Annotated in this window: 10 protein-coding genes and 1 tRNA gene; 1 reads left to right on the plus strand and 10 read right to left on the minus strand. The window is 39.7% G+C overall.

The window, feature by feature from the left end; genetic code table 11:
• Positions 1 to 215: 215 nt before the first annotated feature.
• The 8 genes from N8L39_RS06620 to N8L39_RS06655 all read right to left on the minus strand — a co-directional run bounded on the left by N8L39_RS06620 (position 216) and on the right by N8L39_RS06655 (position 9,857).
• A complete protein-coding gene (locus N8L39_RS06620) occupies positions 216 to 1,019 on the minus strand; it encodes an ABC transporter ATP-binding protein (protein ID WP_261010455.1) in 804 nt (267 codons plus the stop codon).
• Positions 1,020 to 1,031: 12 nt separating this feature from the next.
• Entirely contained in the window at positions 1,032 to 1,925 is an 894-nt protein-coding gene (locus N8L39_RS06625; RefSeq protein ID WP_261010454.1) for an ABC transporter permease, read from the minus strand.
• Positions 1,926 to 1,936: 11 nt separating this feature from the next.
• Positions 1,937 to 2,914, minus strand: coding sequence for an ABC transporter substrate-binding protein (locus N8L39_RS06630; RefSeq protein ID WP_000869834.1), 978 nt, complete (start codon positions 2,912 to 2,914; stop codon positions 1,937 to 1,939).
• A 452-nt stretch (positions 2,915 to 3,366) separates the two neighbouring features.
• Complete coding sequence (locus N8L39_RS06635; protein ID WP_261010453.1) at positions 3,367 to 4,293, minus strand: ATP-binding cassette domain-containing protein; 927 nt, start codon at positions 4,291 to 4,293, stop codon at positions 3,367 to 3,369.
• Positions 4,294 to 4,303: 10 nt separating this feature from the next.
• Positions 4,304 to 5,371 carry an ABC transporter ATP-binding protein gene (locus N8L39_RS06640; RefSeq protein ID WP_000159550.1) on the minus strand — a complete coding sequence of 356 codons (1,068 nt, stop codon included), beginning with the start codon at positions 5,369 to 5,371 and terminating at the stop codon, positions 4,304 to 4,306.
• 8 nt (positions 5,372 to 5,379) lie between these two features.
• A complete protein-coding gene (oppC, locus tag N8L39_RS06645) occupies positions 5,380 to 6,306 on the minus strand; it encodes an oligopeptide ABC transporter permease OppC (protein ID WP_000103691.1) in 927 nt (308 codons plus the stop codon).
• Positions 6,306 to 7,802, minus strand: coding sequence for an ABC transporter permease (locus N8L39_RS06650; RefSeq protein ID WP_000759915.1), 1,497 nt, complete (start codon positions 7,800 to 7,802; stop codon positions 6,306 to 6,308). The genes oppC and N8L39_RS06650 overlap by 1 nt, the downstream gene beginning before the upstream one ends.
• 66 nt (positions 7,803 to 7,868) lie before the next feature.
• A complete protein-coding gene (locus tag N8L39_RS06655; protein WP_261010452.1) occupies positions 7,869 to 9,857 on the minus strand; it encodes a peptide ABC transporter substrate-binding protein in 1,989 nt (662 codons plus the stop codon).
• A gap of 161 nt (positions 9,858 to 10,018) precedes the next feature.
• Between N8L39_RS06655 and N8L39_RS06660 the strand changes: the two genes are divergently transcribed.
• Positions 10,019 to 10,089, plus strand: a tRNA-Cys gene (locus tag N8L39_RS06660).
• 197 nt (positions 10,090 to 10,286) lie between these two features.
• On the opposite strand, the gene N8L39_RS06665 is transcribed toward N8L39_RS06660, so the two are convergent.
• Entirely contained in the window at positions 10,287 to 11,618 is a 1,332-nt protein-coding gene (locus N8L39_RS06665) for a hemolysin family protein (RefSeq protein ID WP_261010451.1), read from the minus strand.
• Positions 11,619 to 11,885: 267 nt separating this feature from the next.
• Positions 11,886 to 12,710: a DNA-entry nuclease EndA gene (endA, locus tag N8L39_RS06670; RefSeq protein ID WP_261010450.1), complete on the minus strand. Its 825-nt coding sequence runs from the start codon at positions 12,708 to 12,710 to the stop codon at positions 11,886 to 11,888.
• Between the last annotated feature and the right edge of the window lie 33 nt (positions 12,711 to 12,743).

The raw sequence follows: 12,743 nt of genomic DNA on the forward strand, positions 1-12,743 counted from the left end.
TAGTCATAATTAATCACTCAACTATACAGATTCATTCTCAATGAAAATCAAAGAGCAAACTAGGAAGCTAGCCGCAGGTTGCTCAAAGCACCGCTTTGAGCTTGCAGATAAAACTGACGTAGTTTGAAGAGATTTTAGAAGAGTATCAATTTCATATTTCTGCCTATCCATTTATACTAATAAAAGACTGAGACACTAGATCTCAGCCTTTTTCTTTATCCCAAAACTAATTCATCACTGACTAGACTTTGGCCACTATTTTTCTGGAAGAGATGCATAAGATCTTCAACTGTCAGATGCTTTTTCTCCTCTCCCTTGACATCCACCACTATCTTACCTTGATAGAGCATGACGAGACGATTTCCGTATTCAATAGCATGGTTCATATCGTGGGTAATCATCAAAGTCGTCAACTGATGGTCTTCCACAATCTTTTGCGTCAAGTCCATTACCATTTGACTGGTTTTTGGATCAAGGGCCGCAGTGTGTTCATCCAAAAGCAAAAGTTTAGGTCTCACCAAGGCTGCCATGACTAGGGTCAAGGCCTGTCTTTGTCCTCCTGAAAGGTATTGAGTATCTACTTTCAAACGGTTTTCAAGACCAATATTCAACTCTTTCAAGGCTTCTTGAAACTGGATTCTATCCTTCTCCTTCACGCCCCAACCAAGCCCTCTCTTCTGCCCGCGTCTCAAGGCAATAGCCATATTCTCCTCAATCGTCAGACGAGAAGCTGTTCCCATCTTAGGATCTTGAAAAACACGGGCAATATCCTTGGCTCTCTTTCTGACACTCAGATTTTTAATGGATTTGCCTGCCAATAAAAGGTCCCCTTCGTCCACCGATAGATTGCCAGCCAAGATATTCATCAAAGTGGATTTCCCTGCTCCATTTCCACCGATTACAGAGATAAAATCTCCCTCTTCAACTTCTAAATCTAGTCCTTTGAGAACATGGTTCTCATTGACCGTCCCTGCTTCAAATGTTTTGTGAATATTTTCAAGTGTTAACAAACTTGCCATAACTTTCTCCTCCTATTCATTTCTCAATTTCAGACCACGAATCTTTAATCTCTTTTGCAATTCTGGCGCAAATAAAACCAAGGCGAGCAAGATTGCATTAAAGAGACGTACCAAGTTTTGATCTAGATTTGGAATTTCATAGATATTTAAAATAATCAAACGGTATACAATAGCACCGATTCCGATGGATAACAAGCGGCCTCCAATGGTCAAGTCGTGTATCAAGACTTCCGCAATAATCACTGCACTCAAACCAACAACAATGGTTCCTGTCCCAGAAGTCACATCTGAAAATCCATCATTTTGGGCAAACAAGGAACCACATAGGGCAATCAAGCCGTTTGAAATCATGTAACCAACAATCTTCATGGTGTCTACATTGACCCCATTTGCCTCACTCATCGGAATATTGTCCCCAGTCGAACGCAAGACCAAGCCAATCTCTGTTTTCATCAAAAGAGTCAAGACCAAACAAACAAGTAAGAGACAGGCCAAACTGAGTGAGAAAACAGCTTCTTCAGTTGTCAGTCCCAAGCTCGCCAACTGTTTAAAGACAGTTGAAGAATCTCCCAAGGAAAGATTGGGCACACTTCCCATGATTTTAATATTGATGGAATAAAGCCCTGTCAAGGTCACAATCCCTGTCAATAGAGCTGGAATTTTCATCTTGGTGTGGAGCATTCCTGATACAAGACCTGCTACCATACCTGCCAGCAAAGCAAGTAAAGTCGCAATCCAAGGATTTGTCCCTGCCTGTATCTGAGATACGACGACAGCCGCCCCCAGTGGAAAGGATCCCTCAGCAGTCATATCCGCAATATCCAAAATACGGAAAGTCAAGTAGACCCCAATCGCCATAATCGACCACAACAAACCTTCTGATAAACTAGATAATACAAAATTCATCTCAAACCTCCCTATTCCTTGCTTTCTAACTTACTAATATCAATTCCTAGTGCATCTGCCATTTCTTGATTGGTATGCAATTCCAGTTTTTCAGGCAACTCAACTGCTATATTTTCTGGCTTCTCACCTTTTAAAACACGAATCAGCATGCGAGCTGTCTGTCTTCCCAATTCTTCATAATTGGTTCCGTAGTTATACAAGCCACCAACAGCAATCATTTCTGTTGAACCACCGAATACTGGAACCTTGTGTTTAATAGAAACCTGCTTAACTGTTTCCATGGTTGATGAAATGATATTATCCGTTGGTACAAAAACCATATCCACCTCTGCCATCAAGCTTTCTGCTGCAGCCTTGACGTTGTTACTGTCCAAGATTGTTTTTTCAACAACGGTAAAGCCTTTTTCTTCCAGAAGGCGCTTAGCTTCATCCTTTTGGACAACTGAGTTTGGCTCGCTCTGAGTATAGAGGATTCCAATCGTTTTAGCTTTTGGCAACACTTTCTTTATCAAATTGATTTGGGTTGAAATGGCATCTGATGACTGATCGCTTGTCCCAGTTACATTGCCCCCAGGATGCTCTCTTGACTCAACCAACTTGGCGCTGACAGGATCTGTTACCGCTGAAAAGATAACCGGTGTCGTTTGTGTTGTATTGGCCAAACTCTGAGCAGAAGGCGTTGCGATAGCTAGAACGACATCACTAGATTCTGCTAGTTGCTGGGAAATCGTTTTTAGATTTCGTTGTTCTCCCTGTGCATTTTGCAAATCAATCTCGATATTTTTCCCTTCAATATAGCCTTGCTTGGCCAACTCGTCCACAAAACCTTCTCTAGTAGCGTCCAAAGATTGATGAGTAATAAACTGTGAAATACCGATACGAAAAACATCTTTTTTCTTATCTGCCTTCAACTGATGCAAACTGATCAGAGAGGTCAAGAGAATCCCCACTACCAAGAGGGGTGCTAGTAATTTTCGAACAACTTTCATAATGAAACTCCTTCTCAGAAAAGATAAAACAAAAAACCGCCTAGATACTATCTAAACGGATGCTTGAAATAATCTAACAAGTTATAACTTTGCTAGTCCATTTAGATATTCATCTATATGGACCACAATCAAAAATCTTAGCCACATAGATACAAACAAATTGCTTGAACTGTTTGCATCCATGGTGACATGTCTACAAACACTATCTAAAGTAGCTAAAGTAAAAGTTTTGATTCATAGTTACAGCTTGTCTCTTATTCATTTCTTTTTCTGCTTTCTTTTTTGATGTTTCCTATCTTACCACCTTTTTCATTAGCTGTCAAGAATATTTCAGAATTTTTTAAAATTTTTCGAAAATTCTTTCAGGGAGCTTTCAAAGACTTTCAAATCAGTCCAACAAAAAAAGGTTTATAATTTCCATAAAAGTTGACATGGAAATTATAAAACCATTATTAGTTTAACCCTTGTTGGTAACGCGCCAATTCGGCTTGGTTAGCCCAAACATAGTGACCTGGACGGATTTCTACCATAGATGGCTTATCAGTCTCATAGTCGTGTTGACTTGGGTCGTAAACCTTCAAGACCTTCTTACGTTCCAAGATTGGATCTGGAATTGGAACCGCTGAAAGCAAGGCCTGAGTATATGGGTGAATTGGATTGTTAAACAATTCTTCTGTTTCTGCAACCTCTACAATAACACCCTTGTAAATAACCGCGATACGATCTGAAATAAAGCGAACAACCGACAAGTCATGGGCGATAAAGAGATAAGTCAAACCAAGTTCTTTTTGGAATTTTTTGAGCAAGTTCAAGACTTGGGCACGTACAGAAACGTCCAAGGCCGAAATTGGCTCATCTGCAATAACAAAGTCTGGTTGCATGACCAAGGCACGGGCGATACCGATACGTTGACGTTGACCACCTGAAAACTCATGAGGGTAACGAGTCAAGTGCTCAGCAAGAAGACCCACTTCACGGATAATATTTTTAACCTTCTCTTTACGTTCTTCTTCATCCTTGAACAGATGATGATTGTAAAGACCTTCAGAAATAATATAATCAACAGTCGCACGTTCATTCAAACTTGCGGCAGGATCTTGAAAAATCATCTGGATACGACGAATCAATTCTGAAGCTTGTTCACGCGATTTCTTACCATTAATCTTTTGACCTTCAAAAATGATATCTCCATTACTTGTATCATTGAGACCGATGATAGCACGACCAATCGTTGTTTTCCCACTTCCTGACTCACCTACAAGCGAGAACGTTTCTCCCTTGTTGATAAAGAAGTTAGCATTTTTAACCGCGACAAACTTCTTACTTCCTTCACCGAAGGAAATTTCTAAATCTTTGATTTCTACTAATTTTTCAGACATTTCCTTCCTCCTAGTCAGCCAGATGGGCAAATCCCATTTTTTCACGGATCTTATCATGGAGATTTGCAATCACAGCTGGTTTTTCTACTTTTGGAGCATCCTCATGAAGAAGCCAAGTTTTAGCCCAATGTGTCTCTGATACTGAGAATTGAGGAGCTTTTTGTTCGAAGTCAATCTGCATTGCATAGTCAGAACGCAAGGCAAAGGCATCCCCTTTCAAGTCAGTATAAAGTGACGGAGGTGTTCCTGGGATTGAGTAAAGATCCCCTTTATCATCAGCAAGCTGAGGCAAGCTAGACAAGAGACTCCATGTATATGGATGGCGAGGGTCATAGAAGACTTCCTCAACAGTTCCATACTCAACGATTTCTCCTGCATACATAACCGCTACCTTATCTGCAATACTTGCCACCACACCAAGGTCGTGGGTGATAAAGATTGTTGTGAAATGGTACTCGTTTTGTAAAGATTTCAGCAAATCAATAATCTGAGCTTGGATGGTCACATCCAAGGCAGTCGTTGGCTCATCACAAATCAAGACATCAGGTCGGCAGGCAAGAGCAATCGCAATAACGATACGTTGACGCATTCCTCCAGAATATTGGAATGGGTATTCATCAAAACGTCTATCTGCATCTGGAATCCCAACCTTATTCATGTAGTCAATGGCCAATTCTTTCGCTTCTTTAGCTGTTTTTCCTTGGTGTTTTACAATAACTTCTGTAATCTGACTACCAATTGTTTTAATTGGGTCCAAACTAGTCATTGGATCTTGGAAGATAGTCGCAATCTTAGCGCCACGAATTTGTTCCCAATCCTTGTGAGAAGATAAAGCTGTCAAATCTTGACCACGGTAGTCAATACTACCTTGGGCAATGCGACCGTTTTCTTCAAGCATACCTGTGAATGTCTTTGTCAAAACAGATTTCCCTGATCCTGACTCACCTACCAAGGCTAATACTTCTCCTTCAACTAGTTCAAGGGAAACGCCGCGAATGGCTGTCAATACTTTGTCACGAACGTCAAATTCCACGACAATATCGCGAGCAGTCAAAATTACATTTTTTTCTTTTGTCATTTCTACTCCTATCTATGTGTACGTGGATCACTAGCATCCGCTAAGTTTTGACCAACTACGAAAAGGGATAAGGATACCAAGACAAGAGTTGTCAATGGAATCCAGAACAAGTAAGCATTGGTTGTTACGTTTTGTGAATAATCCGAAATCAAACGACCCAAACTTGGCACGGTAATTGGTAATCCAAGACCGAAGAATGACAAGAAGGCTTCGTATGAGATAAAGCTTGGAAGCATTTGAGTCATGGTTGTCACAATAACAGATACCAATTGAGGCATGATATTTTTGGCAACAATCTTCAAGGTTGGTGTTCCCAGAGTACGTGACGCCAAGTTGTATTCCAAGTCACGATAACGCAAGATTTGCACACGGATCATGAAGGCAATCCCAATCCATGTCGTCACACTCATGGCAAAAATCAGATTCCAGAATCCAGCTCCGATTGAGTAAGTCAAGACAATGACAATCAAAAGAGATGGGATGTTTGAGATGACGTTATAAACTTCCATCATCACGCGGTCAACTGATTTTGAAATTCCCCAAATACCACCGACAAAAACACCGATAACCAAGTTAATTACTGTCGCAATCACAGAAATGAGGATAGAGTTACGAGCTCCGAACCAGACACCGTCAAAAAGAGATTTACCGTTACTGTCTGTACCGAACCAATGCTCAGCATTTGGCTTGATATAACGAGCACTAAAGTCGTTTACCTTGCTGACATCATTGAAATCAAACTTAGAAAACATTGGGTAGATGAAACTCATCAAAATGATAGCTACCAAGATTCCCAACATGACTACAGTTGATTTCTTCTTCATAAATTGTCTAAACACTGAACCCCAGTATGAATAAGCTGGCGCATCAATAGCTTCAGAGGCAAAATCGTCACGTTTTACAAACTGAAATTTTTCTTTATCGATTGTAGACATTATTTGCCTCCTTTCTCAGTCAATTTAATACGTGGGTCAATAATAGTCATCCAAATATCTCCCAAAAGAAGTGAGAAGATAGAAATACATGTAAAGATGAAGACAAGACCAACGACCATAGAGTTATTAGATGCTTTTACAGAGTCAATCAACATTTTACCCATACCTGGGAAGGCGAAGACTGTTTCAGTAAGGGTTGCACCACCAATAACCCCGATAACGGCACCAGGAATTCCTGAAACCAGCGGAACCATGGCATTTTTAAAGATGTGTTTGTTTGAAATTTCTTTTTCAGACAAACCTTTGGCACGAGCAAAACGAACAAAGTCCTGTGATTGCAAGTCAATCATGTAACGACGAATCCAAATAGCTGTACCAGGAGCACCCAACAAACCAAGAATCACTGCTGGTAAAACATACGAACGCCAATCTCCAGCACCCAAAATAGGGAATGAATCTGGAAGACCAATTGATGATCCAATCAAACGAACAATGTAAACCAAGGCAATGGTTGGAAGGGCCATCAAGAAGGTCAAAAACCCTGTTGAGAAGCTATCAATCCAAGTATTCTTGAAGCGAGCCATAGCTGAACCAAGTGGCACGGCAATCGCATAAGAAATCACCAAACCAATCAATCCAACGACTGCAGAGCTAGCAATCATAGAAGGATATTGGTAGTTGCTTTCAGTTGCAGTATATGGGTCATCTTTCCCATAGTTAGCTACTTCACGAGAATCAGCCTGACTAGGCGATTTGTAGGTTCTTGAGTAAATATTTACAGAAGAAGTTTTCTTACCTGTTGGGAACTGAACTTGAGATGTTTTTGTTTGCCCTTGTCCTTGAGTAATGACCTGTAAAACAGGGCTATTAGCATAGGTTGGATAAGAGTCACCTAAATTAATGTTCACAAAGTTTTGATGCACAAACGGGAACTGACTGTTGAAGTACAAGAGATATTTGTGTTTTGTTCCTGAACCGACCAAGGACCATCCGATCGCTGGATCGTTTTCAAAACGAAGGTAACGTTTCAAGTCTGGATTTTCAGGGTCTTGAATTTTATTTGTATGATCAATGTCAATCAAGTTAGCATAGAAGTGAAAAACACGTTCAAAAATCGGGATTTCACGCGTAGCGTAGAATTGGCCACTTTCAGTAAATTCTCCCAGGGTCCAACCATGACCGATTTGTTTGATGTATTTTTCATAGATAGCCTTGTTGGTATCATTGGCTTCAACTGTTACAGAAGCATCCATCTGGCTAGCTTTTTCTTGCAACTCTTTGGTATCGTAGTACTCGATATAGCCCATACGCTCATAAACGGTATTCTCATAGTTATCACGTTTATCAGCAGTTGTAGCAATCTTGTTATAGTTGGTATCCTGTTTGAAAATCAATTTTCGAGGAACCATTGTATAGATAATCGTGTAAGTCAAGGTTGTTACTAAGAAGATAGAAACCAATGACCGCAAAACACGCATAAAAATATATTTTTTCATATCATTTCCTTTAAAAATCCCAAAAGAACCTTCTCCTCATGGAGAGAAAGTTCTATTGAAAATTATTTACTTCACATGACTTGCCAATTCTTTTTGAGCTTTCTCGTTTGACTCAGTCTTTTCTTTCAACCATTTTTCACGAGCTTTTTCATACTCTTCTTTGGTGATTGCTTTTTCACCAACTTCAGTGTACTTCAAGTATCCTGAATTTTCACCTTTAAGGCCGGCTACTGAATATGAAGAGCTAAATGGTAGAACTTTTGAAACATATGAAACGGCTGTTTCTTTTGGAGAAGCCATTACTGGAATTGTCAAAGCATTGTCAGTCAACCAAGCTTGTGCCACCGCGTATTTTTCATAACGTTTTTGAACATCTTGGTTTTCGCTGTTTGCGTCATCAAGTAATTTTCCATAGTCAGCTAAACCAAGTTTGCTTACTACTGATGCATCTGTGTTTTGGTCAATACCAAGGTAAAGACGAGTGCTTCCTCCCTTAAGGACGAATTGATCCAAGAAAGTAGAAGGATCTTGATAGTCAGGGTTCCATCCTAGCAAGGTATGGATATCCCAGTCTTGCTCTTTAGCTGTTGGAGCGCTAAATGAAATTGGTAAAGCTTCCGCTTGAGTCATTTGTTGTAAGTCTACAACAACATTATCTGAACCCAATACTTTTTCAATTGATTGTTTCAATGATTGAACACGGTTTACAACCGCTGTTGATTCTTGGATAACCAAGGCATCCAAGTGGATTGGGAATTCAACACCTTCAGCTTGTAGACTTGATTTTGCTTTAGCAAAGACTTCTTTCGCTTTTTCTTCATTGTAAAGGCCATTTTGAGAATCTGCTAGAGACACGTTTGACCAAGTAGAAGAATTTGTCTTAGCCAAGCTATCTTGTACCAATTCACCAAATGTTTTCTTACCAACTTGAAGATTATATGGTGCAAATGTATTACGGATGGCTACTGCAGCTCCATCAGTACCATTTGTTTGAGCTGAGTAAGAATTGCGATCGACAGCAAAGTTCAAGGCTTGACGGAATTCCTTGTTTAGCAATGCTTTCTGAGTAGATGTCTTTTGGGCATCACTTGTTTTGGCAGTGTGGTTATAGGTTGTACGGCCATAGTTCAAGCTGACAGTTGCAACACCCGCACCTGGTTCATTAAAGTAAATGTTATCTTTAAAGTCAGCTGCATATTTTTCATATGTAGAACTTGTAGGGAAGATACGAGCCTTGCTATATTGACCATCAGCAAAACCTTTAGCAATCACATCTTGGTCCTTACCATCCCAGAAAGTGAACTTAACGTTCTCAATTTTTACATTTTCTTTGTCCCAGTAAGCATCATTTTTAGCCATCTCGATAGATGATTTTGGAGTTACAGATTTTAAGACAAATGGACCGTTATAAAGAATAGAGTTAGCATCTGTTGGGGCACCAAAACCTTCCCCTTTTGAAGTTAAGAATTCTTCATTTACTGGCATCAAAACACCACTAGTTGTTTTGTCATTCCAGAAAGTTTCTGGCTGGTTCAAGGTATATTCTAGTGTTTGGTCATCAAGTGCTTTTACTCCAACGGTTGAAAAATCACTTGTTTCACCCTTGATATAGGCTTCTAATCCCTTAATAGAAGAGCTAACGATTGAAAGTCCTTTTGATTTTCCATCTACGGCGTGTTTCAAACCAGTAACGAAGTCTTTAGCAGTTACAGGAGCGTATTCTTCTCCCTCTGCTGTCACCCATTTAGCATCCTTACGGATTTTATAGGTATAAGTCAAACCATCTTTTGAAACTGTCCATGATTCAGCGATAGAAGGAACCAGATCACCATATTTATCGTTAGCTAATAAACCATCTACAGCATTTGTTGTGACGAATGATGTTGAATCGATATTGCTGACGATATAATCCAAAGTTTCTGGATCTGTTTGATAAACATATTGGTAATCTTTTGCTAGTTTAGCATTATTTGAACTAGTGTTTGAACACGCAGCTAGAACTCCTGACGCTAATAAGGTAGCTCCCGCTACAGCAAGCACTTGACTTTTTTTCATTTATTTACTCCTCTTATAAATAAAGTATAGGTTATCATCAATTATATCATAGATTTCAAGAAAAGTAAACGAATTTTCAGAATATTTAGGCTTATTGACACAAAAAATCTGAAAAAGCTATTGACTGAAAATCATTTTCAAGGTATAATAATAAACGTTAAGGCGGTATAGCCAAGTGGTAAGGCACGGCTCTGCAAAAGCTTGATCGTCGGTTCAAATCCGTCTACCGCCTTCTATAACTTGATTTTTCAGGTTTCATTTAAACAGAAAGCCCAATTTAAAGGGCTTTTTTCTTTTTTCCTCGAATAAATACGTATAACCTTAAAAAACTTTTGAGGCAAGTTTGGGGCTGAGTTTTTCGAGGACACAATTCCCTTTTGAAATCAACTGAAAAAAGCTTTGTCACGCCTGGTGACAAAAGCCTCTAGTTTACTCTGTTTCTTCTTCTATTTCAACTTCGGTAATTTGGACTTTTACCTTGGTAACACGTCCATTTTTTACTTTATCATTGGTTAGGATAAGCTGTTTGTTTTGACTGACCAATTCATAACTGAGTTTCTCAGTCGTTGGAATGGTCCCAACTCCTGTCAAATAATAACCAGCAATGGTATCAACGTCATCACTTTCCAGTTCAACATCAAAGTAGTCATTAAAATCATTGAGATTCATGGTACCTTGAACGATATAAGTATCTTCTCCAATTTTATGAACTTCGATTTCAGCCTTATCTGTTTCGTCATCGATTTCCCCAACGATTTCTTCTAAGAGATCTTCTAGGGTCACCAAACCAGCCATCCCACCGTATTCATCCAGCAAGATTGCCATTTGTCTTTGGGTATTGCGCAGTTCTTTTAACAAGTCATCCACAAAAATAGTTTCAGGAACAAAAAGTGGATCTTGTAAGATTTTCTTCCAAACAATATTGTCAAAACCGTCCACAAAGCCCGCCTTAAGGAGACTCTTGGTGTGAATGATCCCAATCACATTGTCCTTATCCCCATCATAGACAGGGATACGAGAATAATTTTGTTTTAAAATACTTTGGATAATGGCTTGACTATCATCCTGAATATCGACCATAAAGGCATCCGTTCGAGGAACCATGACTTCTCTGGCCATTAATTCGTCCAGTGAAAAAATCCCTTGTAACATCTCAATTTCGTCAGCATCTAGTGTTTCTTCACTATTTGTCAGCATGTACTCAATTTCATCACGGGTCATTTTTTCATCAGCATCGTCAAAGGTCATCGGAGTCAAGCGACTCAAGAGATTGGTAGATGCAGATAAGAGCCAAACAAAGGGACTAACTAGTTTCCCCAGCCCAATGATAACTGGCGCTGTCCGAATCGCCAAGGCATCCTTTAGATTAAGAGCGATTCTCTTAGGATACAATTCCCCAAAAACGATGGAAATATAAGTCAAAAATGCTAAAGACAGAAAACTTGCAACGGCATAAGATGTTTCGCCATTTCCAAGCCAAGATGCAATTTCTCGTCCAAGAGTTTCTGCCAAACTCGCCCCAGATAAGATCGTAATCAGGGTAATCCCTACTTGAATGGTTGATAAAAAGTGGTTAGGATTTTCTAGTACCTTCAGTAGACGGATATAACGTCTATCTCCTTCTTCTGCCTTTTGTTCAACCCGCGCACGGTTTAGTGACACCATGGCCATTTCTGTGGCTGAGAAAAAAGCATTTAACATCGTCAAGATAAACAATAAAACAAATTGTAGCAACAAATTCTGACTACTTGGGTCTTCCATAGTTCTTCTCCTAAAATAGTATCTTACCCTCTATTATATCACAAAATATAGTCCAGTACATATTATTTTTTCTCATACTCTTCGAAAATCTCTTCAAACCACGTCAGCTTCATCTGCAACCTCAAAGCTGTGCTTTGAGCAACCTGCGGCTAGCTTCCTAGTTTACACTTTGATTTTCATTGAGTAACAGTATCTATTGTAGCCCTGCTTAAACTAGTAAAAAATAACTCCTATATCCACAAGTGACATAGGAGTTTATCTTATCTTTTACTGAGTTACAGTCACTTCTCCAGTTCGGTAATCCAGTTGAAGCCCTTTTTGAACATTGGGAACTAGAACATTAAATTCCAATTCTCCGTCTGAAGACTTGGCTTCAATCTGTGAAGCTGAAGGAACTAAATCCTCATTCGAAGCGTAGTAAAGGGTTACACGGTAACGGACACGCTTGTTTTTATCCAAGGCCTTACGTACCATACTTTCATAGTAGTTTTGACCAGTCGAATCCTCGGCTTGCGCCTGATTTGCCCAGGCTGTTTGAACAGCAATGTTTTTAGGATTGCTTGTCGAGGCATCAAAACCATCCAAGCCACCGATTAAGGCATAGCCTAACAAGTGACCTCTATCAACCGCATGGGTATAAGTACCCTTTAGATTCTTAACCTGATGCCAGCCTGGAGGAGTCCAAGAAGTCGAACCATTCCCAGTTTCTTCACGATTCTTGTACTGGCGAGTAGCCTTAGACAAGAGGGCATTTGCTACGGTTGGCACTGTTTCCTTGCCTACTGTCTTTGTTTTATTATCAGCGTAGGGCTTACTTGAAACCTTGGCATCTAGATTTGTTTTATTGCCATTGACGATAAAAGCACCTGAGCCATTCCACTCCAGACTCCCTTTTATTTGACTCTTGACTGCGTCTGTTAAGACACTCTCTGCCAATTCTTGACTAGGAGCTTCAGACGCTTGTTTTTTCTGACTAAGCTTGGTTTTGGGGCTATTAGCTGCCGACTGCATCTGCTTGATATAATAGCTCCCTGCAGACAAAAGCAATAACACTAGCAGTCCAATCAGTGTCTGTCTTGTTTTTTTGTTCATTTTTCTCCTTATCTTTAGAAAAAGGCTGGTTCT

This window comes from Streptococcus mitis (assembly GCF_946190285.1).
In the GTDB taxonomy this organism is placed as follows: Bacteria; Bacillota; Bacilli; order Lactobacillales; family Streptococcaceae; genus Streptococcus; species Streptococcus mitis_CP.

What these genes read in the sequence shown, in the direction of transcription:
- N8L39_RS06640 (WP_000159550.1), bottom strand. Translation starts at nt 5,371, where the DNA reads ATGACAAAAGAAAAAAATGTAATTTTGACTGCTCGCGATATTGTCGTG.
- N8L39_RS06650 (WP_000759915.1), bottom strand. Translation starts at nt 7,802, where the DNA reads ATGAAAAAATATATTTTTATGCGTGTTTTGCGGTCATTGGTTTCTATC.
- N8L39_RS06635 (WP_261010453.1), bottom strand. Translation starts at nt 4,293, where the DNA reads ATGTCTGAAAAATTAGTAGAAATCAAAGATTTAGAAATTTCCTTCGGT.
- N8L39_RS06620 (WP_261010455.1), bottom strand. Translation starts at nt 1,019, where the DNA reads ATGGCAAGTTTGTTAACACTTGAAAATATTCACAAAACATTTGAAGCA.
- N8L39_RS06630 (WP_000869834.1), bottom strand. Translation starts at nt 2,914, where the DNA reads ATGAAAGTTGTTCGAAAATTACTAGCACCCCTCTTGGTAGTGGGGATT.
- N8L39_RS06625 (WP_261010454.1), bottom strand. Translation starts at nt 1,925, where the DNA reads ATGAATTTTGTATTATCTAGTTTATCAGAAGGTTTGTTGTGGTCGATT.
- N8L39_RS06655 (WP_261010452.1), bottom strand. Translation starts at nt 9,857, where the DNA reads ATGAAAAAAAGTCAAGTGCTTGCTGTAGCGGGAGCTACCTTATTAGCG.
- endA (WP_261010450.1), bottom strand. Translation starts at nt 12,710, where the DNA reads ATGAACAAAAAAACAAGACAGACACTGATTGGACTGCTAGTGTTATTG.
- oppC (WP_000103691.1), bottom strand. Translation starts at nt 6,306, where the DNA reads ATGTCTACAATCGATAAAGAAAAATTTCAGTTTGTAAAACGTGACGAT.
- N8L39_RS06665 (WP_261010451.1), bottom strand. Translation starts at nt 11,618, where the DNA reads ATGGAAGACCCAAGTAGTCAGAATTTGTTGCTACAATTTGTTTTATTG.